General features: G+C 71.3%; 19 protein-coding genes and 1 pseudogene. 5 read left to right on the plus strand and 15 right to left on the minus strand.

What is annotated here, in order from left to right:
- Positions 1–77: 77 nt before the first annotated feature.
- From D581_RS0113140 to D581_RS0113160, 5 genes and pseudogenes are all read right to left on the minus strand, one after another.
- Complete coding sequence (locus tag D581_RS0113140; RefSeq protein WP_032752688.1) at positions 78–740, minus strand: response regulator transcription factor; 663 nt, start codon at positions 738–740, stop codon at positions 78–80.
- Positions 737–2,014, minus strand: a complete 1,278-nt coding sequence (locus D581_RS0113145) for a histidine kinase (RefSeq protein WP_018957678.1) — start codon at positions 2,012–2,014, stop codon at positions 737–739. The genes D581_RS0113140 and D581_RS0113145 overlap by 4 nt, the downstream gene beginning before the upstream one ends.
- Complete coding sequence (locus D581_RS0113150; RefSeq protein ID WP_051114581.1) at positions 2,011–2,982, minus strand: hypothetical protein; 972 nt, start codon at positions 2,980–2,982, stop codon at positions 2,011–2,013. Before D581_RS0113150 ends, D581_RS0113145 begins: the two co-directional genes overlap by 4 nt.
- A 328-nt stretch (positions 2,983–3,310) precedes the next feature.
- Positions 3,311–3,791 (minus strand): annotated as a pseudogene (locus D581_RS1000000138580) (GNAT family N-acetyltransferase).
- Entirely contained in the window at positions 3,791–4,561 is a 771-nt protein-coding gene (locus D581_RS0113160; RefSeq protein WP_018957681.1) for an IclR family transcriptional regulator, read from the minus strand. The pseudogene D581_RS1000000138580 and the gene D581_RS0113160 overlap by 1 nt, the downstream one beginning before the upstream one ends.
- Positions 4,562–4,774: 213 nt before the next feature.
- Between D581_RS0113160 and D581_RS0113165 the strand changes: the two genes are divergently transcribed.
- Complete coding sequence (locus tag D581_RS0113165; RefSeq protein ID WP_078625796.1) at positions 4,775–6,295, plus strand: aldehyde dehydrogenase (NADP(+)); 1,521 nt, start codon at positions 4,775–4,777, stop codon at positions 6,293–6,295.
- Positions 6,292–6,903 carry a DUF1349 domain-containing protein gene (locus D581_RS0113170; protein WP_018957683.1) on the plus strand — a complete coding sequence of 204 codons (612 nt, stop codon included), beginning with the start codon at positions 6,292–6,294 and terminating at the stop codon, positions 6,901–6,903. The genes D581_RS0113165 and D581_RS0113170 overlap by 4 nt, the downstream gene beginning before the upstream one ends.
- An 84-nt stretch (positions 6,904–6,987) precedes the next feature.
- On the opposite strand, the gene D581_RS0113175 is transcribed toward D581_RS0113170, so the two are convergent.
- The 3 genes from D581_RS0113175 to D581_RS0113185 are packed head-to-tail and all read right to left on the minus strand — an operon-like array spanning position 6,988 to position 10,352.
- Positions 6,988–8,190, minus strand: a complete 1,203-nt coding sequence (locus tag D581_RS0113175) for a type II toxin-antitoxin system HipA family toxin (RefSeq protein ID WP_199787795.1) — start codon at positions 8,188–8,190, stop codon at positions 6,988–6,990.
- Between the two features lies 1 nt (position 8,191).
- A complete protein-coding gene (locus D581_RS0113180) occupies positions 8,192–9,805 on the minus strand; it encodes a DUF262 domain-containing protein (RefSeq protein ID WP_018957685.1) in 1,614 nt (537 codons plus the stop codon).
- A gap of 55 nt (positions 9,806–9,860) precedes the next feature.
- Positions 9,861–10,352: a restriction system modified-DNA reader domain-containing protein gene (locus tag D581_RS0113185; protein ID WP_158688599.1), complete on the minus strand. Its 492-nt coding sequence runs from the start codon at positions 10,350–10,352 to the stop codon at positions 9,861–9,863.
- Between the two features lie 100 nt (positions 10,353–10,452).
- Here D581_RS0113185 and D581_RS0113190 point away from each other — a divergent pair, with 100 nt between their 5' ends.
- Entirely contained in the window at positions 10,453–11,169 is a 717-nt protein-coding gene (locus tag D581_RS0113190) for a DsbA family oxidoreductase (RefSeq protein WP_018957687.1), read from the plus strand.
- 155 nt (positions 11,170–11,324) lie between these two features.
- Here D581_RS0113190 and D581_RS0113195 read toward each other — a convergent pair whose 3' ends face one another.
- Positions 11,325–11,831 carry a MarR family winged helix-turn-helix transcriptional regulator gene (locus D581_RS0113195; RefSeq protein ID WP_018957688.1) on the minus strand — a complete coding sequence of 169 codons (507 nt, stop codon included), beginning with the start codon at positions 11,829–11,831 and terminating at the stop codon, positions 11,325–11,327.
- Positions 11,832–11,983: 152 nt separating this feature from the next.
- Between D581_RS0113195 and D581_RS0113200 the strand changes: the two genes are divergently transcribed.
- Entirely contained in the window at positions 11,984–13,054 is a 1,071-nt protein-coding gene (locus D581_RS0113200; RefSeq protein ID WP_018957689.1) for an alkene reductase, read from the plus strand.
- A 16-nt stretch (positions 13,055–13,070) separates the two neighbouring features.
- On the opposite strand, the gene D581_RS0113205 is transcribed toward D581_RS0113200, so the two are convergent.
- The 6 genes from D581_RS0113205 to D581_RS0113230 all read right to left on the minus strand — a co-directional run bounded on the left by D581_RS0113205 (position 13,071) and on the right by D581_RS0113230 (position 18,936).
- Positions 13,071–14,078 (minus strand): VOC family protein, encoded by a 1,008-nt coding sequence (locus D581_RS0113205; protein WP_018957690.1) that lies wholly within the window; start codon positions 14,076–14,078, stop codon positions 13,071–13,073.
- Between the two features lie 101 nt (positions 14,079–14,179).
- Positions 14,180–15,073, minus strand: a complete 894-nt coding sequence (gene thpD, locus D581_RS0113210; protein WP_018957691.1) for an ectoine hydroxylase — start codon at positions 15,071–15,073, stop codon at positions 14,180–14,182.
- 6 nt (positions 15,074–15,079) lie between these two features.
- Positions 15,080–15,478, minus strand: coding sequence for an ectoine synthase (locus D581_RS0113215; RefSeq protein ID WP_003969937.1), 399 nt, complete (start codon positions 15,476–15,478; stop codon positions 15,080–15,082).
- A gap of 91 nt (positions 15,479–15,569) precedes the next feature.
- Entirely contained in the window at positions 15,570–16,832 is a 1,263-nt protein-coding gene (gene ectB / locus D581_RS0113220) for a diaminobutyrate--2-oxoglutarate transaminase (protein ID WP_018957692.1), read from the minus strand.
- 158 nt (positions 16,833–16,990) lie between these two features.
- The gene (gene ectA, locus D581_RS0113225) at positions 16,991–17,521 is read right to left on the minus strand and encodes a diaminobutyrate acetyltransferase (protein ID WP_078625801.1); all 531 of its coding nucleotides are present in this window, start codon (positions 17,519–17,521) and stop codon (positions 16,991–16,993) included.
- Between the two features lie 308 nt (positions 17,522–17,829).
- Positions 17,830–18,936: a pyridoxal-phosphate-dependent aminotransferase family protein gene (locus D581_RS0113230; protein WP_018957694.1), complete on the minus strand. Its 1,107-nt coding sequence runs from the start codon at positions 18,934–18,936 to the stop codon at positions 17,830–17,832.
- A gap of 77 nt (positions 18,937–19,013) precedes the next feature.
- On the opposite strand from D581_RS0113230, the gene D581_RS0113235 reads away from it, so the two are divergent.
- Positions 19,014–20,114, plus strand: a complete 1,101-nt coding sequence (locus tag D581_RS0113235) for an amidohydrolase family protein (RefSeq protein WP_078625805.1) — start codon at positions 19,014–19,016, stop codon at positions 20,112–20,114.
- Positions 20,115–20,142: the final 28 nt, after the last annotated feature.

The raw sequence follows: 20,142 nt of genomic DNA on the forward strand, positions 1-20,142 counted from the left end.
TTCCGGCCGTTCCCGTCTCCGCCCCTTCTCACTGATTTCTCAGGCGGCCCGCCGTGCCCCGGAGCCCGGCCGGCGGCTCAGCCCGGGGTGATGAAACCGGACTCGTACGCCGCGATGACCGCCTGGGTACGGTCCCGGGCGCCGGTCTTCGCGAGGACCGCCGCCACATGCGTCTTCGCCGTCGCCAGGCCCACCGAGAGCCGCCCCGCGATCTCCGCGTTGGTCAGCCCCGCGGCCATCAGCCGCAGCACGTCCGCCTCCCGCCCGGTCAGCCTCGCCACCCACGCCGGGGCCCCGCCCGCCCGCCGTCCGGCGTGCTCGGTGGCCAGCGTGCGCACCGCCGCCGGATAGAGGAGCGAGTCGCTGTACGCCACCAGGCGCACCGCCTGCACCAGTTCCTCGGCGGCCGCCCGCTTCAGCAGGAACCCGGCCGCCCCCGCGCGCAGTGCCTCGTACACGTACGCGTCGTTCTCGAAGGTCGTCACGACGACGATCCTCGGCGGGTCCGCCATCGTGGCGAGGATCTGCTCCGTGGCCCGGATGCCGTCGATCTCCGGCATCCGCACGTCCATCAGCACCACGTCGGGCCCCAGCGCCCGCACCACGGAGACGGCCTCCGCACCGGTGGCGGCCTCCCCGACGACCTCGATGCCCTCCTCGGCGTCCAGGATCACGCGCAGCGCCGTACGCACCATCCGCTCGTCGTCCGCCAGCACCACCCGCACCGGAGCCCCGCTCATCGCCGTTCCCCCTCCCGTCCGGCCTTACCCGGCACCGTCAGCGGCAGCACGGCGGTCAGCCGCCAGACGCCGTCGTCCGCGCCCGCCTCGGTCCGGCCGCCCAGCAGGACGGCCCGCTCCGCGATGCCGCGCAGTCCGCGACCGCCCCCGGGGCGCAGCACGGCGGGCCGCTCGCCCAGTCGATTCTCCATCACGATCTCCAACTCCCTCTCCCGTACCGCGATCAGCAGCCGTACCGGGGACGCGCCCCCGCCGTGCCGCGACGCGTTGCTCAGCCCCTCCTGGACGATCCGGTACGCCTCCCGCGAGACCACCGGGTCCAGACGGTCCGGATCGCCCTGCCGCTCGTACGCCACCGGCGCCCCGCAGTGCGCCAGCAGCCCGTCGAGCGCGTCGAGCCCCGGCCCGTACGCCCTGCCCTCGTCGTCCGGCTCCCCGTCCTGCCGCAGCAGCCCCAGCACCGAGTCCAGCTCCCCGACCGTCCGCCGCGTCGTCTCCTCGATGGCGGTCAGCGCCTCGCGGACGAACTCCGGATCGCGGTCCAGGACCCGGCGCGCCGCCCCCGCCTGAAGGGTCACCGCACTCAACGCGTGCCCCACCGAGTCGTGCAGCTCCCGGGCGAGCCGGTTGCGCACCGCCAGATCCGCTGCCAGGCGCTCGGCGGCGGCCAGCCGGTCCTCGGGCGTCGGCCCCAGCAGCACCGGGGCCCGCCGGGCCAGCAGCTCCCCGGCCGCGGCCGCGACCAGCGCCAGCGCCACCAGCATCGCGAGCCCGGCGAACGGGGCGAGAGCCAGGGCCCACGGCTCCCGGAACACCCGGGGGCCGTCCAGCAGCCAGGTGGAGCGCAGCCCGGCGGAGAACGGCAGCGCGGCCACCGCCACCGCGAACGGCGGCAGTGCCAGGGTGCTGCCGCTGACGATCCCGCCGAGCGCCAGATGCAGGGTGTACCAGCCGGCGGTACGCACTTGGGCCTGCCGGGTCCGCGCGGGACCGTCGGCCAGCAGGGCGGGCGGCACCCCGCACAGGGCGCGGACGGCGGCTACGGACAGCGGCCGGACGAGCGGGAAGAAGCCGGTGGCCGCCGCGATCGGCAGGGCGATGGCGAACGCGGCGAACTGGGCGGGCAGGGAGGCGAACAGCGCTGCCCCGCCACCCGTCATGCCGACCAGGACCGTGCCGACCAGGAAGTACGGCATCAGCAGCGCGCCACCGATGATCAGATGCAGCCAGCGCAGCCGCGTCTGTCGTCCGAACACCACGGCGAGGGGCTTCATGACACCCGGTCGGCGCCGACCGGGTCGGCGACGCCGACGTCGTCGGGCAGCGCCGAAGCCGCCGCGCGCTCCGCGAAGAAGTAGGCGCCCAGCGTCACGACGAGCGCCCCTGCCAGCATCTGGACAGCGTAGGTCAACACCGTCGCCGTCGTCGGCCGGTCCGCCGCTCCGCCCGCGCCGATCAGCCCCGCGAGACTCAGCCAGCCGCCCCAGCAGGCCATCTCCGCGGAACCGGCCCAGGCCAGGACGAGCGGCAGACGCAGGGAGAGACGGCCGGTGCGGCGGAAGGCGAGCAGGAGCACCCCGACGGCGGTGACCACCACGAAGAGCAGGTTGACGGCTTCCAGGACGTAGAAGTCGCTGGTGCGGTCCGCCGCCCGGCCGGCGTGGAGCCCGGCGGTGGAACCGCTGACCCACAACAGATGCGTGACGCCGGGGAGGAGAGCCGTCGAAGCGGCGGCGACGGCGGTCGCGCGCAGGGCGGGCGTGGTCGGACTCGCCGGCAGATCCCGCAGCCGCCCCTGCCACAGCCTGCCCCAGCGCCTACTGGCGTACAGCGCGAAGAGGGCGCCGAGGGCGAGGCCCTGGACGATGAACCCGCCGTAGACGACGCCGAAGACCCAGGGGTCGAGGAACGGTTCGGAGTTGCCCTCGCCGACCGGCCGGCCGCCGCCACCGCCGAGGAACCCGACGGCCAGCTGGACCGGGAAGGCCGTCATGATCGGCAGCAGCAGACCGCTCGCCACCCACATCGGCAGCACCAGCAGCCAGGCGGGCACCCGCAGGCCCCAGGGCCGGGTCAGCAGCACGGCGAGGACGATGACGGCGGCGTCCATCAGCACCGTGGCCCCGTTGGCGACGCGCAGCAGGTTGCCGCCGTCCAGCAGCGCGCTGCCCTCCGGGATGCCGAGCCGACTGCCCGCCATCCAGGCCACCTTGAGCCCGATGTAGGGCAGACAGGCCACCATGGCGACCACCCGGAGCACGTACCGCGCCCGGCCGACGCGGTACGAGGGCGGTGCGGCGCGGTACGGGGCCGCCTCGGCGCGGTGCGGTGGCGTCCCAGGGCGCCCGGGCGTCCCGGAACGGTGCGGCGGGGCGGGCGAGGGCGCTTCGGGGGGCCGGTTCACTGTCATGGGGTCCAGGCTTCCGCGCCGGCCGGCCCCGCACGTCCTGCCCGGCGACGATCCGTCTCCGCCACGCGGGGGAGAGGGCCGCCCACGGGCCGGCCGCACCCTGCCTCAGCCGTGCGGCGTGACCAGGACCTCGTCGCCGTGCGGCGTGACTAGGACCTCGTCAGCCGTGCAGCGTGACCAGGACCTCGTCGATCTCCTCGTCCCGGGCGCGGGCGAATCCGCGGTCCTTGCCGGTGACCACGAAGCCGCACTTCTCCAGCACCCGGCGCGAACCGAGGTTGTCGGCCGCCGCCCGCGCGTGCAGCGGGCGGGCGGGCGGGCGTCTCGTCGAGGTATGCCCGCAGGGCGGCCGTCGCCAGCCCCCGGCCCCAGTGCTCGCGGTCGATCCAGTAGGTGACCTGGCGGTTCCCGGGGTCCCCGTACTCCCCGACATGGCCCACCACCGCACCGTCGGCCACCACCGTGCGCATCACCACGCGGGACCCCGCCCGGATCCGCGCCCAGTGGGCGTCGAACGCGGCCCGGTCGGTGGGGTCCTCGGCGATGAACGCGGCGACGCGGGTCGCCCCGGGGTCGCTCATCCAGGCGAAGAACAGCGGCAGGTCCCCGTCCTCGACCGGGCGCAGCGCTATCCCGGCCATCAGAGTCTCCGGGTCGCGAGGGAGAGCCGGTCCCGGGCGTCGAACAGGGCGTCCTTCACCAGCTGTTCGTGACCGGGGGTGAGCCGGGCGACCGGCACCGAGCAGCTGATCGCGTCGCGCGCGGGCGTCCGGTAGGGGATCGCCACGCCGAAGCAGCGCAGACCGACGGTGTTCTCCTCGCGGTCCACCGCGTAGCCCTGCTCACGGACCAGCCGCAGCTCCTCGATGAGCTTCTCGCGGTCCGTGATGGTGTGCTCGGTCAGCGCGGGCAGCGACTCGGGCAGCATCTTGCGGACCTGCTCGTCGCTGTGGGTCGCCAGCAGCGCCTTGCCGAGCGAGGTGGAGTGCGCGGGCAGCCGGCGGCCGACCCGGGTGAAGGGGCGCAGATAGTGCTGGGACTGCCGGGTGGCGAGGTAGACCACGTTCGTCCCGTCGAGGCGGGCCAGGTGGATGGTCTCCGTGGTGTCGTCGGACAGCCTGTCCAGGGTGGGCCTGGCGGCGGCCACGACCTCGTCGCCGTCGATGTACGACGTGCCGACCAGCAGGGCGCGGACGCCGATCCCGTACCGGGTGCCGGTCGCGTCCGTCTCCACCCAGCCCAGCTCCACCAGGGTGCGCAGCAGCATGTAGAGGCTCGACTTGGGATAGCCGACGGCCTCCTGGACGGCGGCCAGCGAGTGCATGCCGGGCCGCCCCGCGAAGTATTCGAGGAGCTCCACGGTCCGTACCGCGGACTTGACCTGTGCCCCACCGGACTCGGCGACCGACATCGCCCACGCCCCCTTCTCCAGCTCATCGACTTCTCGTCCGCGCCAGGCGTCCGAAAAGCCGCCACACGATTGCCAACACGGAACGCCCCGAAATAGAGTCCCAGGACATTCACGTTCAGGAACTCCGTTCAGAATACCGAACACTTGCCGATGCGCGGCCGAAGCGGGCCGGAAGTCGGCCGGAGGACGGTCGCACCACGGGAGGTAATCAGGGTGAGCGCAGCACCAGTCTGGAGTGTCGACCCCCGAACCGGGAACCCGCGCGAGCAGGTCGCGGTGGAGGCCACCGCCGGGGAGGTCGACCGGGCGGTCCGGGCGGCCCACGCCGTCCGCGACGCCCTCGCCGACCGCGCGGCGCGCGCCGCGTTCCTGCGGGCGGCGGCGGAACTGCTGGAGGAGACCGGCGAGCACATCGTCGAGGCGGCCGAGGCCGAGACCGCCCTCGGCCCGGCCCGGCTCACCGGTGAATTGGCCCGTACCGCAGCCCAGTTGAGGGCGTTCGCGGAGGTCGTGGACGAAGGCGACTACCTCGACGTCCACATCGACCACGAGGACGGCTCCCGGACCCCGCCCTGGCCCGACCTGCGCCGCTACAAGATCCCGCTCGGGGTCGTCGCCGTCTACGCGGCCAGCAACTTCCCGCTCGCCTTCTCCGTCCCGGGCGGCGACACGGCCAGCGCGCTCGCCGCCGGCTGCCCGGTCGTGGTCAAGGCGCACCCCGACCACCCGGCCACCTCCGAACTCTGCGCCTCGGTCCTCCGCCGCGCCGCCGCCCGCACCGGACTGCCCGAGGACGTCGTGACCCTGGTGCACGGCTTCGACGCGGGCGTCGAGCTGGTCCGCCACCCGCTGGTGAGCGCGGCCGGCTTCACCGGCTCGGTACGCGGCGGACGCGCCCTGTTCGACGCGGCCGCGGCCCGCCCCGCCCCCATCCCCTTCCACGGCGAACTCGGCTCCCTCAACCCGGTCGTCGTCACCCCGGCGGCCGCCGCCGAGCGCGCCGGGGAGATCGGCGCCGGCCTCGGCGGCTCGATGACCCTGGGCACGGGCCAGTTCTGCACCAAGCCCGGATTCGTCCTGGTCCCCGAGGGCACGACGGGCGACCAGCTCCTCAAGACGCTCACCGAGACGGTCAGCTCCACCGCATCCGGCGTCCTGCTGGACCACCGCATGCGGGACGCCTTCGTCGCCGGCGTACGGGAGCGGGCCGCGCTGCCGGACGTCGGAGCGCCCGTCACCCCCGGCGCGGGCGGCGAGCACACCGTCTCCGCCGGATTCCTCACCGTTCCGGCCGCCCGGCTGGCCGCCGAGGGCCCGCACGACGCGCTGCTGGAGGAGTGCTTCGGGCCGGTCACCGTGATCGCCCGGTACGCGTCCGTCGACGAGATCGCCGCCGTCCTCGCCCGGCTGCCCGGGAACCTCACCGCCACCCTCCAGACCGCCACCGAGGACGACGACCCCGACGCGGCGCGCCTGCTGGCCGCGCTCACCCCGCTCGCCGGGCGCATCCTCGTCAACGGCTGGCCGACCGGCGTCGCCGTCGCCCCCGCCCAGCACCACGGCGGCCCCTACCCGGCCTCCACCTCCGCCTCCTCCTCCGTCGGCGCGACGGCGATCGAACGCTGGCTGCGCCCCGTCACGTACCAGACCACGCCCGAGGCGCTCCTCCCCCCGGAGTTGCGCGAGGACAACCCGCTGGGCCTGCCCCGCCGGGTGGACGGACGCCGCGCATGAGCCTGGACCTGGACACCCTCCCCTTCGCTTTGGACGCGGAGGGCCCCGACGGACGGTGGACCCACGCCGACGGCGTGCTGAGCGGCCGGGCCGGGCCCGGCCAGGACCTGTTCGTCTCCCCGTCCGGCGAGTCCCTGGAGCCGGGCTCCGACGCCCCGCGCCTGCTCGGGCCGGTGGGGGAGGGCGACTTCCGGCTGGTGGCCCGGGTGCGCCCGGGGCTGCTGTCGTTCGGTGACGCGGGCGCGCTGTACCTCCACGTCGGGGACCGCGCGTGGGCCAAGCTCTGCCTGGAGCACTCCGCGGGCCTCCCGACCGTCTGCACGGTCGTCACCCGGGGCCACTCCGACGACGCCAACGCCTTCGTCGTGGACGAGGGCGTCTGCTGGCTCCGTCTCAGCCGCACCGGCGGTGCCTACGCCTTCCACGCCTCCACCGACGGCGAGAGGTGGACCTTCGTCCGCTTCTTCACCCTGGGCACGGAGAAGGAACGGGCGGCCGCCCGCGCCGGCTTCCTGGTGCAGTCGCCCACCGGCGAGGGCTGCGGCGCGGTCTTCGACCGGATCGCGTTCCTGGCCGGGGGAGTGGAGGACCTGCGCGACGGGCGGTGAGGGGGGCGAACGGTGCCATGAGATCTCCGGCCACACTCGCCGTGGCCACGATCGCTTGACCAGTGAACGTTCTTCCCGGAGAAGTCAACCGCGTGCCAACGGTAGTGAGGCGAGACGGGCGTCGATGGTCGTGGCCAGGAACTCCGGCACGCGGAGGTCGCGTTTCACACCGGGCCAGGAGACGGCCAAGGCCTCGGCCGTCTCCTGGACAGTCGCTGCGATCGACTCCGGCACGAGCCCGAGCGCCGGAGCGAGGCGGTGGAAGCTGTCCGTGGTGATCAGCCGTGTGTCCGTCGTGCCGCCCAGAGAAAACGCGAGCTTGTGGTCGGCCTTCGGGTAGGCGGTGACACACACCAAGTCGTACGCGGGGGACAGCCGTGCTTGATGCCCGTCGGGATAGCGAAGGGTCCAGTTCTTGAGGTGCGCGTCCGCATTGCCCATGAGCGTGTACGCGACGAGCCGTCGGACGTACTCGATACCGTCCTCAACCGGGCATACGGCCCCGATGACGCGTCCGATGCCTTCGTAGGTCGCTCTGTCGTACTTCGCGTCGGCGGACACCTCGCGTACCTGCGCAAAGTCTTCCTGATGCACGCGTCCGTGGTCAGTGCGGTCGAAGCGCCGGACGGCAAGCGCACGTTCCCCCGGTTCGATGGTTCCCTCGGGCAGATTCAGGATGTCGGCCCCGGACACCAGACGGGATTCGGGCACGTCGATCCCCGCCCGTCGGGCCCACTGGAGCATGGCGAACTCGTTGTCAGGGACTGCCGGGAACCGCTGGTCGGGAAGTTTGACGATCCAGTCGCCTCCGCTGCCCGTAGCGGGAAGCACGAGGGCCTTTCCCTCGTAGCGCATGGAGAACTTCGGCTGCACGCCTGCCAGCGAGAAGCGCAGGGAATGCTCGTGCTCGCACACGCTCGTGGGCTCATGGTCCGGAAGACCGTCGAGGGGGACATCAGGGACCACCCTGACCGCGCCCGGAAGATCGTCGCCCAAGTGGCTGAGCAGAACGAAGTCGTGAAGCTTCTTCTTGCTCAGCCCCGTGGCGATCATCCCTCGCAGGCCGCTCCCCGGTTCGGGAAGCAGATTGGCGAACCACTCCGGAACGCTGCCACTGCCCGAACGGCGCTTACGTGGATCTCTCTCGAATCCTTGCCCCAGCACGGGATGGTCCGAGCTCAGGTCACGATAGTCGAACCAGGTGTTGCCGTCGTGATACCCCAGGACTCCTACGTACCTCTCCCCAAGGAACACCGAGGCGGTAACGTCACGCTGCATCGTCTTCATCTCAGCTTTCTTCGAACCAGGACTCAGGTTCCGGTCCGTCCGGAAAACCCCAGAGCGCCATGCTTTGGACATGCTTGGCGATGGCCGTGGCGGCGAACTCCGATCGCAGAAAGAGGAATTCCTCCGTATCTCCGCTCCGTAGGGCGTTCCTGCTCCGAAGGTCGAGGCAGTGGGAGTGCAGCACCTTCTCGTCCGTCTGTTCCCACAGCGTCTGCTCCAGGCGGCCCCCCACAGCGGGGTGCACCAGCTTGTCGGCGATGGTCCTGTCCCCTGACATGATCGACTGCAACGGAGAACTCCCGTTGTCCAGCATCTCGTTCAGCAGCCGAGTCCTGTCGAGGCGCGTGCCCGGAGGGTAGTGCGCCCCGTCGTGTCCCGCGACGCCGACGAGCAGTACCGGGCCCGTGGAGAGCAGCCCCAGGACATTGATCTTCGTCTGAGCGCGGTTCAAGCCGGTCTGCGTCAGGTCGGGAGACCAGCCCTCGCCTCCTGGCGGAAGGATCTTCAGCAGTCGGTTCGCGCTTTCCGTTGGTTCGTCGTACACGGCGCTGGCGTTGCGCCGCAGTGCCACGGTGTTCCCCTGAGGGGCCGCGCCCACGATGGATCCGCGCCAGATCCAGCGGCGCAGTAGTTCCGCCGCCCTGCCTTCGGGGGCGCCGAAGAGGGCCGCGTACCGCGTGAGTACGGGAATGAACAGGGCGTACGGAAGAAGCCGAAGGTGCGGGATGCCGGCGAATTCCCGAAGGTATCCGATGACGATCCGCAGAGCCTTCTCGGTGTCGGCGAAGGCCGTGCGCCGGTCCTCCTCGTTCTCGAACTCGTTGCGGAAGTCGCGATCGACCTTTCCGCCTCGCACGGCCATGACGCTCTGCATCAGGGTCTGCTCTGTGAGATTCCCGAAGTCGAGGGCGGTGATCCTTTCGCGCAGGGCGTCCAGGTCGGATGGTTGGACATCGAGCGGGCCGGAGTGAAGGGCGCGGAAGATCTCCGACCGCTTGAGCGCCTTCCCGAAGGTGTTCATCCGGTCGAAGATCTCGGTCAGAGCTTTCTCGTCATCGCCCTCGATCTCGTACATGGGGATCTCGTACGTGCGGATCGCCGTTCCCACCGTGTCGCACAGGTCGTACTGGCGTTCGCTGAGCCAGGGGCGAGCGCGTTCCCAGGCGATCAGCCGCCGGTTGTCCTGGGCCACCCATACGGGTAGCCAGTGCTCGCGAGGACGCTGGGAGTGGGGTGCGGAGACGAACTTCTCGGTCTGGAGGTCGAAGAAGATCCGGAAGCGGCGGTCGACCGTTTCTTCCGACGCGGTGAGGGCGCCGATCAGGGTAGTGAGCCGCTGCTGGCCGTCGACCACCCACAGAGCATCGGACTGTTCGGGGGCGGAGATCCGCAATTCACCCACGGTGATGTCGGCCGCGGGGGCTGGCTTACGCCACATGAGCAGATTGCCGATCGGGTACCCGCGCAAGATGCTGTCGAAGAGCCGCTCCGCGTCCGACGCGTCCCAGACGTACGACCGCTGGAAATGCGGAATCCGGATACGCCCGGTTCTCGCCCACTCCGTCAGGCGGAGCGGATCGACTCGGCTGACCTTCGGTTGTGTCACACCTGCCATGCTTCACCTTCCGGGAAGACTGCCGCACGTGGCGGCTCGGTCCGCATGACGGTGGTCATCGGAGGTCCTGCAGCAGAGTGCCGTCCTCTGTGGCGAACGCCTTCCAGCCGTTCTGCGGATTGCCGGCCAGGGCTGTGGCGGCGCTCGACGGAGTGGCGTGGACGCTTCCGTCGTCCAGTTGCAACCCGCCGCCGTCGGTCACGACGGCATGATGACGCTGCCTCAGATTGCGGCGGTGCCACACGAGGCGCTCCCCGACACTCAGGCGTCCGTCGGCGATCAGCTCGGCCATGGGGGAGTCCTGCACAGGCTGTTCGGCGAGACCGAGCAGTCTGCGCAGAACGCTGTTCGGTGTATCGGTGAACGGTTCCGCCCGCTTCTGCAGGGCGGCGAAGACGTCGTCGTCGACGCGGATGGTCCGACTCATTCTGCTTTCGCTTCGGCTGAGGTGTGTGCGGAAGTCGAAAGTGTAACGGATGAGTGCTTCCAGCCTCCCGATTTCTGCGTGCGATCCGGTGCCGTTCGGCGCTGAGCGTCCTGTCGTCACCGCTCGGCTCATCCTCCGGAATGCTTGGCGCCGCGACGGCGTTGCCGAATCGGGTGCGGACCGCGCACTCCGTCCACGTTTCCAGGGGAGCAGAAGAGTCATGCGCGTCGAGATCTGGAGCGACATCGCTTGCCCGTGGTGCTATATCGGCAAGGCCCGCTTCGAGAAGGGCCTCGCGGAGTTCGCCCACCGGGACGAGGTCGAGGTGGTGCACCGCTCCTTCGAGCTCGACCCCTCGCGGGCCAAGGGCGACATCGCGCTCGTGATCGACATGCTGGCCGAGAAGTACGGCCGCAGCCGCGAGGAAGCGGCCTCGATGGAGGCCGACGTCGCGGCCAACGCGCAGGCCGAGGGGCTCGGCTACCGCACCGAGGGCCGTGACCACGGCTCCACCTTCGACCTCCACCGGCTGCTGCACCTGGCCAAGGCTCGCGGCCGTCAGGACGAGCTGCTGACCCTCGCCTACCGTGCGAACTTCGCCGAGGAGCGGTCCGTCTTCGACGACGAGGTGCTGCTGGCTCTCGCCGTGGAGGCCGGCCTCGACGCCGACGAGGCCCGTGCGGTGCTCGCCGACCCGGAGGCGTACGCGGACGACGTCCGCACCGACGAGCGCGAGGCGGCCGAACTGGGCGCCAACGCCGTGCCGTTCTTCGTCCTCGACCGTCGGTACGGGATCTCCGGCGGCCAGCCGTCGGAGGTCTTCGTCCAGGCGCTGGAACAGGCGTGGAAGGACCGCCCCGTCACCGCTCTCACCGCCGTCGGCGGGGGGGCGGAGGCCTGTGACACGGACGGGGCCCGCGCGGTTCCGCGCGGCTGAGCGCGCCGGAAGCTGCCCGAGGCCGACGTGGACCGGGTGCTGGAGGTCCTGGCCTGATCCGCAGGGGGCGGCTCAGCAGGCTCAGCACCCGGTCTGCAGAGGGGAGCGGGCTCAGCAGGCTCAGCACCGGTCCGCAGACGGGCGGCTCAGCAGGCTCAGCGCCGGTCCGGGCAGTCCGCGGTCTCCCGGCAGAGGTTCTCCTCGACCTTCGCCAGCAGCCGGATCAGCTCCGCGCGCTCCGCCGGTTCGAGGCCCGCGAGCGTGTGCTCCTCCAGGCTGCCCCAGGCGTCCCGGACCGCGGTGTGCAGCGCGCAGCTCTCGTCCGTCGCCTCGACCAGCACGGCCCGCCGGTCGGCCGGGTCGGGGCGGCGGCGCACGTGTCCGGTCTGCTCCAGCCGCTGGAGCATCTTCGTCACCGTGGACGGGTCCAGGTCCAGGGCCCTGATCAGCTCCGTCTGACGGACCGCGCCCCGGTCCCACAGGTGCATCATCAGCAACTCCTGCCCCGGGTAGAGGTCCACCCCCTTCAGTGCCTTGCCCGCCGCCGTCCGGTGCAGCCGGGCCACCCGGGACACGGCGTGGCTGACGGGCCCGCTGAGCGCTGCCATGGGCAGCGCGTTCGTACAGGCGTCTTCCGCGGGGGTGGCGCGGCCGGTGGTCATGGCGGGCTCCTGGGGGTCCTCGGGGTTGCGGGCGGCGGCTCTCGATGATGCCCGACGGTTCCCCGCCATTTTACCTTGGTCGACCAATCAATAGGTTATCGTTGCCGCTGTCGCCGATGCTTGGCCGACCACATACTTTCTTGGGAGCCTTCATGACCACCGCTTTCGACCCGATCGACCTGTCCGGCACCCAGCTGGCCAACCGCATCGCGCTGGCCCCGATGACCCGCAGCCGGGCCGGTGAGGGCGGCACCGCCACCGAGCTGACCGCCACGTACTACGCCCAGCGGGCCTCGGCCGGCCTCGTGATCACCGAGGGCATCCAGCCGTCCGTCGTGGGCCAGGGCTACCCCACCACGCCCGGTCTGCACAGCGCCGAACAGGTCGCCTCCTGGCGCCAGGTCACCGACGCCGTGCACGCCGAGGGCGGCCGGATCTTCGCCCAGATCATGCACGCGGGCCGCATCGGCCACCCGGTCCTGCTGCCGGACGGCCTCGTCCCCGTCAGCGCCTCCCCGGTCAGGGCCGAGGGCCAGGTCTACACCCACGTCGGCCCGAAGGACTTCGTCGAGCCGCGCGAGCTGACGGACGCCGAGATCCACGCGACCGTCGCCGACTTCGTCACCGCCTCCCGCAACGCCGTGGACGCCGGCTTCGACGGGGTCGAGCTGCACGGCGCCAACGGCTATCTCATCCACCAGTTCCTGGCCCCGAACACCAACCGGCGCACCGACGCGTGGGGCGGCTCCGACGAGGCCCGCATCCGCTTCGCCGTCGAGGTCGTCAAGGCGGTCGCCGCCGAGATCGGGCCGGAGCGCACCGCCCTGCGCATCTCGCCGGGCAACCCGTACAACGACATCGACGAGCCCGCTCCGGAGGCCACGTACACCGCGCTGGCGCAGGCGATCGAGCCGCTCGGCATCGCCTACCTGCACATCCTGGAGGCCGTCCCGATCCGGGAGCTGACGCTCAGCCTGCGCAAGGCATTCTCCGGGACCCTCGTCATCAACGTGCACTCTGAGGGCGCCACCGGACCCGACGACCACACGGTGATCGACGACGGCATCGCCGACCTGATCTCCTACGGGTCGCTCTTCCTCGCCAACCCGGACCTGCCCGCCCGGCTCAAGGCGGGCGGCCCGTTCAACACCCCCGACCCGTCCACCTTCTTCGGCGGCGACGCCAAGGGCTACACCGACTATCCGGCGCTCGACACCGTCTGACCGTCCTGGACTGGGCCTAGCGCGGCCGCCCGTCCCACCGCCACGAGGTGCGGCGCGGGTGGTCCGGCAGCTCGGCGCGACCGGTGGCCCACAGCAGTACGGCCCACCGGTCGCCGCCCGCCGGGGCGTCCGGGAAGAGCCGGGCCAGCACCCGGTCGCAGAGGGCCGGGGACGGCGACCAGTCCAGCCCCAGGCCCTCGGCGAGATCGTGCGTGTGCACCAGGGTCTCCACCACGCCCATCGCGGCGAAGCCCTCCGGGTCGGAGTTCCCGTACCCGTGGTACGAGCGCACCTCGGGAGGCGTCGTCCGCACCATCGAGGCCAGCAGCGCCCCGCTCGCCTCCAGTGTGGCCAGCAGCCCGGCGGGACCGGCGGCACGGTCGGCGAAGACCGCGTTGTGGGGCCCGCCCTGCCGTTCGGGCACCCACCGGAAGGGCACTTCGCGGTCCAGCGGCGGCGTACGGGGGCCCAACTGCACGGCGTACGCGAACAGATCGTCGCTCAGGTGCTCCACCGTCTCCCAGCAGGTCCAGTCAAGGCTTCCCGCAGGCGCGTCCCAGCGGTCCGCCGGGGCCTCGGCCAGCAGGTCCACCGCGCGCCGCACCGCCGAGGTCACATCGTCGGCGGTCACCGGCAGCCGGGTCCCGGACAGGGCCGCACGCTCGGCGGCGGAGCACTCCACGCAGAACTCGTTGCCCTCGGGATCGGCGAGCGTCGCCCAGCCGCGCCCGTTCGGTTTGCGGTGGTCGCCGACCAGGGTCGCGCCGAGCGCGAGCAGCCGCTCCACCTCCTCGTCCCGGGAGCGGTCCTGCGGCTGGATGTCCAGGTGGACGCGGTTCTTGGTCCGTTTCCTCTCGTCCACCTGAACGAAGAGGATCGCCGCGCCGGGGGCCTCGACCAGCGCCTCCGGGTCGCCGGGGGCGTCCTCGTCGGAGAGCGGCGCGCCGAGCACCTGGGCCCAGAAACCGCCGAGCGCGTAGGCGTCGGCGCAGTCGATCGTGATGTGGCGTACATGGGAAGTCATGGCGGACACCCTCGCCGCTGACCCGGCCCCGGTCCAGCGAGTTACGCGGAGAGGGCCGGGACGGCGTACCCGTCCCGGCCCTGGCTCGCCCGTGCGGACCGCTACTTCACCGGGGTGAAGTCCCGTGCCCCGATGAACTCGGGGCGGCGGATCGGAGCCGCGAAGGGCTCCTGCGCCGCGTTCTCCACGCTGTTGAAGACGATGAAGACGTTGCTGCGCGCGTACGGGGTGATGTTGTCGCCCGAGCCGTGCATGGCGTTGCAGTCGAACCAGGTCGCCGAACCGGCCTTGCCCGTGAAGAGCCTGATGCCGTGGCGGTCGGCCATCTTCGTCAGCGCCTCGTCGGACGGGGTGCCCGCGTCCTGCATCTGGAGCGACTTCTTGTAGTTGTCCTTCGGCGTCTCGCCCGCACAGCCGAGGAACGTCTTGTGCGAACCGGGCATGATCATCAGCCCGCCGTTGGTGTCGAAGTTCTCGGTCAGCGCGATCGACACGGACACCGTCCGCATGTTCGGCAGACCGTCCTCCGCGTGCCAGGTCTCGAAGTCCGAGTGCCAGTAGAAGCCCGTGGCCCCGAAGCCCGGCTTCACGTTGATCCGGGACTGGTGGACGTACACGTCCGAGCCGAGGATCTGGCGGGCCCGGCCCACCACCCGCTCGTCCCGTACCAGACCGGCGAAGACCTCGCTGATCCGGTGGACCTCGAAGACGGACCGTACGTTCTGCGACTGCTTCTCGACGATCGAGCGCTCGTCGGCGCGGACCGCCGGATCGGAGATCAGCCGGTTCAGCTCCGCCTGGTAGACGGCGACCTCGTCCGGGGCGATGAGCTGGTCGACGGTGAGGAAGCCGTCGTGCTCGTATCCCTGGAGGTCCTTGGCGGCGATCGGGCCCGGTGCGCCCGGCGCGGACCAGATGACCGGGTCCTGGCGGGGAGTGGTCATCTCGGCGGCGCCGCGCGAGGGGTACAGATCGGCGCGTACTTCGGTGGTCATGGTGGTTCAGGCCTCCTCGGTCAGCAGTGGGTAGACACCGTTCTCGTCATGGTCCTCCCGTCCGGTGACGGGGGGGTTGAAGACACACACGCAGCGGAAGTCCGTCTTGGGCCGCATGGTGTGCCGCTCATGCCCGTCCAGCAGATACATGGTGCCGGGCGTGATCCAGTGCGTCTCGCCGGTCTCGTCGTTGGTGAGCTCGGCCTCGCCCTCGGTGCACAGCACCGCCTCGATGTGGTTCGCGTACCACATGGAGGTCTCCGTGCCCGCGTACAGCACGGTCTCGTGGAGCGAGAAGCCCACCTTCTCCTTGGCGAGCACGATGCGCTTGCTCTCCCAGGTGCCGGACGCGGACTTCACATGCCGGTCGGTGTTCTCGATGTCACTGAACGATCGGACGATCACGGTGAACGGTTGCCTTTCTCTTCTCTCCACAGTGTCCCGGGCCTCGCGGCCCGGGACTTCTTCTTCTCCACCTGCCCCGAACGGTGCCGGGTCAGGCTGTTTCGCGGACGCAGCGGGCCAGCGTGCGCAGGCCCTCGTCCAGTTCTTCGGGGGTGATGGTCAGCGGCGGCAGCAGCTTGACGACCTCGCTCTGCGGACCCGAGGTCTCCAGCAGGAGCCCCAGCTGGAAGGCGCGGGCGCAGACCGCGGAGGCGCGCGCCGGGTCCTCGAACTCCATGCCCCACACCAGGCCCCGGCCGCGGAACCGCGCGGTCGGCTCCTCGGCGCAGATGGCCAGCAGCGTCTGCTCGACCTGCTCGCCGCGGGCCAGGGTCTGCTTCTCCATCTGGCCGTCCGCCCAGTAGGCGTCCAGCGCGGCGGCGGCCGTGACGAAGGCAGGGTTGTTGCCGCGGAAGGTGCCGTTGTGCTCGCCCGGCTCCCAGATGTCCAGCTCGGGCTTGAACAGGCACAGCGACATCGGCATGCCGTAGCCGCTGATGGACTTCGACAGCGTGACGATGTCCGGGACGATGCCGGCCTCCTCGAAGGAGAAGAAGCCGCCGGTACGGCCGCAGCCCATCTGGATGTCGTCGACGATCAGCAGCATGTCCTGGCGGTGGCACAGCTCCTGCAGCGCACGCAGCCACTCGGCGCGGGCGACGTTGATGCCGCCCTCGCCCTGGACCGTCTCCACGATCACGGCGGCGGGCTTGTTGAGCCCGGAGCCCTGGTCCTCCAGCAGTCGCTCGAACCAGAGGAAGTCGGGGACCGTGCCGTCGAAGTAGTTGTCGAACGGCATCGGGGTGCCGTGCACCAGCGGGATGCCGGCCCCGGCCCGCTTGAAGGCGTTGCCGGTCACGGCGAGCGAACCCAGCGACATCCCGTGGAAGGCGTTGGTGAACGAGACGACGGACTCGCGGCCCTTGACCTTACGGGCCAGCTTCAGCGCCGACTCGACGGCGTTGGTGCCGGTCGGGCCGGGGAACATCACCTTGTACGGCAGATCGCGCGGGCGCAGGATCACGTTCTGGAACGTCTCCAGGAACGCCCGCTTGGCGGTGGTCGCCATGTCCAGGCCGTGGGTGATGCCGTCGCGCTCGATGTAGTCGATCAGCGCTCGTTTCAGCACCGGGTTGTTGTGGCCGTAGTTGAGCGAGCCGGCCCCGGCGAAGAAGTCCAGGTAGGAGTGGCCGTCCTCGTCGGTCAGCCGGGCGCCCTGCGCGCGGTCGAACACGGCGGGCCAGCCGCGGCAGTAGCTCCGTACCTCGGACTCCAGGGTCTCGAAGACGCTCAGGGCGGGCGGGGTGATGGTCACAGCTGATCTCCTGCGTGAGGGGGGTGTGACGGGCAGTGGTCGAGTGCTCCCCGCCGCGCGGATGCGGCCGGGACCGCGCCGCGTGGTCGGACGGCGCGAGAAGTCGGTGGGTCCGGGCGTACGGGTCGGGTACGCCGGAGTGCGGGGGCCGGGGCGGCTCAGGTGGCGAACGGGCCTATCCGGTAGAGCACCTCGGGCAGGTGCGTCTCTTCGGGGAACAGCGCGCCGTCGAAGAGCACCTCCTTCTCCACCGCGACGTCGTGGCGCTGGGCGTAGGAGGTGAACAGCCGGTCGGAGGCGGTGTTGTCCGGCGTGATCGTCGTCTCCACGGACGCCAGGCCCTGGTCGGCGGCGACCCGGGCGGTCAGCGCGTCCAGCAGCTTGGCGGCCAGTCCCTTGCCGCGGTGGGTCTGGTCGACGGCCACCTGCCAGACGACGAGGGTCTGGGGCCGGTCGGGCCTGAGGTAGCCCGTCACGAAGGCGATGGGCTCGCCGTTCTCGCCACGGGCGACGGCGGAGGTCGCGGCGAAGTCACGGCACCACAGCAGGTAGCTGTACGAGGAGTTCAGGTCCAGGACCTTGGAGTCGCGGGCTATGCGCCAGATCGCGGCTCCGTCCTCCACTCGTGGCACATCGATACTGAGGAATTCGCTTCGGGCACGGGCAAAATCTGCTGGTGCGGCGGTCATGCGAATTGAATTTACCCAGCAAATTTCGAAATTGCATCGACGTAGAGGGTTGGGTGGCGGGCCCTCATGTGCTATCAGGCGTGCGCGAGGTTGCCCTCGATCCGAGGGTGATTTCCTGAACTTTGTCCGGAATTAACCGGGCATAACGCCGCCCCTGTGGAGTCGGTCACAGGGTTGTAACTCTCGCGAGATGTGTCCGAATTATGAAGTTCGAGGCCGGAAAAAACTGGCCCGTTTAGGTGACGGAAAAGCGGGAAGAAGAATGTGGGAAGCTGCTTTTAATAAAGCAGCTTCCCACACTATGAATATCAGAGGCTCGGCCAGGTTTCCGAAACGGCCCGTCGGGCAGCCTCGATATCGACCGGCAGGCCCGCGTCGGCCAGCACCGCCCCCAGAGCCGCGAGCGAGGACAGCACCACGCCCCGCGTCGCATCCGCCCCGTAATGGTTGACCCGGATCATCTCCTTGGACAGCGCCCCGCCGCCCGCGACGAGCGGCAGCGCGGGGTCCGCCGCCAGCGCCCCCGCGACCAGCACGGCCGCGTCCGTCCCCGCCGGGGCACGCAGCGTCGTCGCCACCGGGGCCGCGTCCCGCGCCGCGTGGACGTACGGTTCCAGCCCCCCGCCCAGGGCCACCGCCCCGGCCCGGGTCGCCGCGGCGGCCGAGGCGTGGCGGGCCATCAGCGTGTCCAGGCCCTCGTCCTCGATCCGCGCCACGCAGGCCTCCAGGCCCAGCATCTCCAGCTGCGCCGGGGCGTGCGGCAGCGCCCTGCGGCCGGCGTCGATCCAGCGCTCCTTCCAGTCCAGGAGGGAGAGGTAGGAGCGGCGCGGGGCGGCCGGGTTGGCGGCGATCCGCTCCCAGGCCCGCTCACTCACCGACACCGCCGACACCCCGGCGGGCCCGCCCATGGCCTTCTGCGCGCCGATCACGCACAGGTCGACGCCCCAGGCGTCCGGCAGCAGCGGCTCGGCGCCCACCGAGGCGACCGCGTCCACCATGAACAGCGCGCCGTGCGCCCGGACCACCTCGCCGATCTCCGCGACCGGGTTGGTGTTGCCGGTCGCCGCCTCCGCGTGCACCAGCGAGACGAAGTCGATCCCCGGGTGCTCGGCGAGCGCCTCGGCGACCTGGCCGGCGGTGACCGCGGCGTGGAAGGGCACCGTGAGGTCGACGACCTCCGCCCCGCAGTCCCGCAGCCAGTTGCCGAAGGTCTGCCCGTAGGGTCCGGTGACCACGTTCAGCGCGGTCGAGCCGGGCCGCGCGCCGCCGCGGATGCAGCCCTCCAGCGGCAGCAGCGCCTCGCCCTGGGTGATGACGACGTCCTGCTCCGTGGCGAGGAGCCGGGCCACGCGCCGCTCGATCGCCGCGAAGCGGTCGGCGGTGAGCGGGGGAAGGTCGAGGAAGGGGTGCGTCACGGTGGGGCTCTCTTCGGGATCGTTCGACGGTCGGAATCGCACGGGCAGCCTACCGACGGCCTCGTACAGTGCCGCGTATGAGTGATCAGGAGGAGCAGCGGGTGCTGCGCGTGAAGGGCCGGGTGCTCGTCGGCCCGGACGAGGTGCGGGACGAACTGTGGGCCGTGAACGGGCGGATCACCTACGAGCGGCCGCCCGGCGCCGACGGCGCGGTGACGGTCAGGGGCTGGGCGCTGCCCGGGCTGGTCGACGCGCACTGCCATGTGGGCCTCGACCGGCACGGCCCGGTCGACGCGGCGACCGCCGAGAAGCAGGCGCTCACCGACCGGGAGGCCGGAACGCTGCTGATCCGGGACGCGGGATCGCCCTCCGACACCCGGTGGATCGACGACCGCGAGGACCTGCCGAAGATCATCAGGGCCGGCCGTCACATCGCCAGGACCCGCCGCTACATCCGCGACTACGCCCATGAGATCGAGCCCGGCGACCTCGTCGCGTACGTGGCCCGGGAGGCCCGGCGCGGGGACGGCTGGGTCAAGCTGGTGGGGGACTGGATCGACCGAGACGCCGGCGATCTGACCGCCTGCTGGCCGCGCGGCGAGGTCGAGGCGGCCATCGCCGAGGCCCACCGGCTGGGTGCCCGGGTCACCGCGCACTGCTTCGCCGAGGAGTCGCTCACCGATCTGGTGGAGGCGGGCATCGACTGCGTCGAGCACGCCACCGGCCTCACCGAGGACACCATCCCGCTCTTCGCCGAGCGGGGGGTCGCGATCGTCCCGACGCTGGTCAACATCGCCACCTTCCCCGACCTCGCGGCCGGCGGCGAGGCCAAGTTCCCCCGCTGGTCGGCCCATATGCGGCAGCTGTACGACCGCCGCTACGACACCGTGCGCGCCGCGTACGACGCCGGGATCCCCGTCTACGTCGGCACCGACGCGGGCGGCTCCCTGGCGCACGGACTGGCCGCGGGCGAGGTCGCCGAGCTGGTCAAGGCGGGCATCCCGCCCCTGGAGGCCCTCTCCGCCACCACATGGGGGGCCAGGCGCTGGCTGGGACGCCCCGCGCTGGAGGAAGGCGCTCCGGCGGACCTGGTCGTGTACGACGAGGACCCGCGCGCCGACGTCCGGGTGCTGGCGGCCCCCCGGCACATCGTGCTGAACGGGCGGGTGATCGGCTGAGAGCGGCGCGGTGCTGTGTTGACGAGCA

The organism is Streptomyces sp. CNB091 (assembly GCF_000377965.1).

What these genes read in the sequence shown, in the direction of transcription:
- D581_RS0113195 (WP_018957688.1), bottom strand. Translation starts at nt 11,831, where the DNA reads ATGACCACCGGCCGCGCCACCCCCGCGGAAGACGCCTGTACGAACGCG.
- D581_RS0113150 (WP_051114581.1), bottom strand. Translation starts at nt 2,982, where the DNA reads ATGGTGGCCTGTCTGCCCTACATCGGGCTCAAGGTGGCCTGGATGGCG.
- D581_RS0113235 (WP_078625805.1), top strand. Translation starts at nt 19,014, where the DNA reads ATGAGTGATCAGGAGGAGCAGCGGGTGCTGCGCGTGAAGGGCCGGGTG.
- D581_RS0113205 (WP_018957690.1), bottom strand. Translation starts at nt 14,078, where the DNA reads ATGACTTCCCATGTACGCCACATCACGATCGACTGCGCCGACGCCTAC.
- D581_RS0113180 (WP_018957685.1), bottom strand. Translation starts at nt 9,805, where the DNA reads ATGGCAGGTGTGACACAACCGAAGGTCAGCCGAGTCGATCCGCTCCGC.
- ectA (WP_078625801.1), bottom strand. Translation starts at nt 17,521, where the DNA reads ATGACCGCCGCACCAGCAGATTTTGCCCGTGCCCGAAGCGAATTCCTC.
- D581_RS0113160 (WP_018957681.1), bottom strand. Translation starts at nt 4,561, where the DNA reads ATGTCGGTCGCCGAGTCCGGTGGGGCACAGGTCAAGTCCGCGGTACGG.
- D581_RS0113170 (WP_018957683.1), top strand. Translation starts at nt 6,292, where the DNA reads ATGAGCCTGGACCTGGACACCCTCCCCTTCGCTTTGGACGCGGAGGGC.
- D581_RS0113200 (WP_018957689.1), top strand. Translation starts at nt 11,984, where the DNA reads ATGACCACCGCTTTCGACCCGATCGACCTGTCCGGCACCCAGCTGGCC.
- D581_RS0113190 (WP_018957687.1), top strand. Translation starts at nt 10,453, where the DNA reads ATGCGCGTCGAGATCTGGAGCGACATCGCTTGCCCGTGGTGCTATATC.
- D581_RS0113145 (WP_018957678.1), bottom strand. Translation starts at nt 2,014, where the DNA reads ATGAAGCCCCTCGCCGTGGTGTTCGGACGACAGACGCGGCTGCGCTGG.
- D581_RS0113175 (WP_199787795.1), bottom strand. Translation starts at nt 8,190, where the DNA reads ATGAAGACGATGCAGCGTGACGTTACCGCCTCGGTGTTCCTTGGGGAG.
- thpD (WP_018957691.1), bottom strand. Translation starts at nt 15,073, where the DNA reads ATGACCACCGAAGTACGCGCCGATCTGTACCCCTCGCGCGGCGCCGCC.
- D581_RS0113140 (WP_032752688.1), bottom strand. Translation starts at nt 740, where the DNA reads ATGAGCGGGGCTCCGGTGCGGGTGGTGCTGGCGGACGACGAGCGGATG.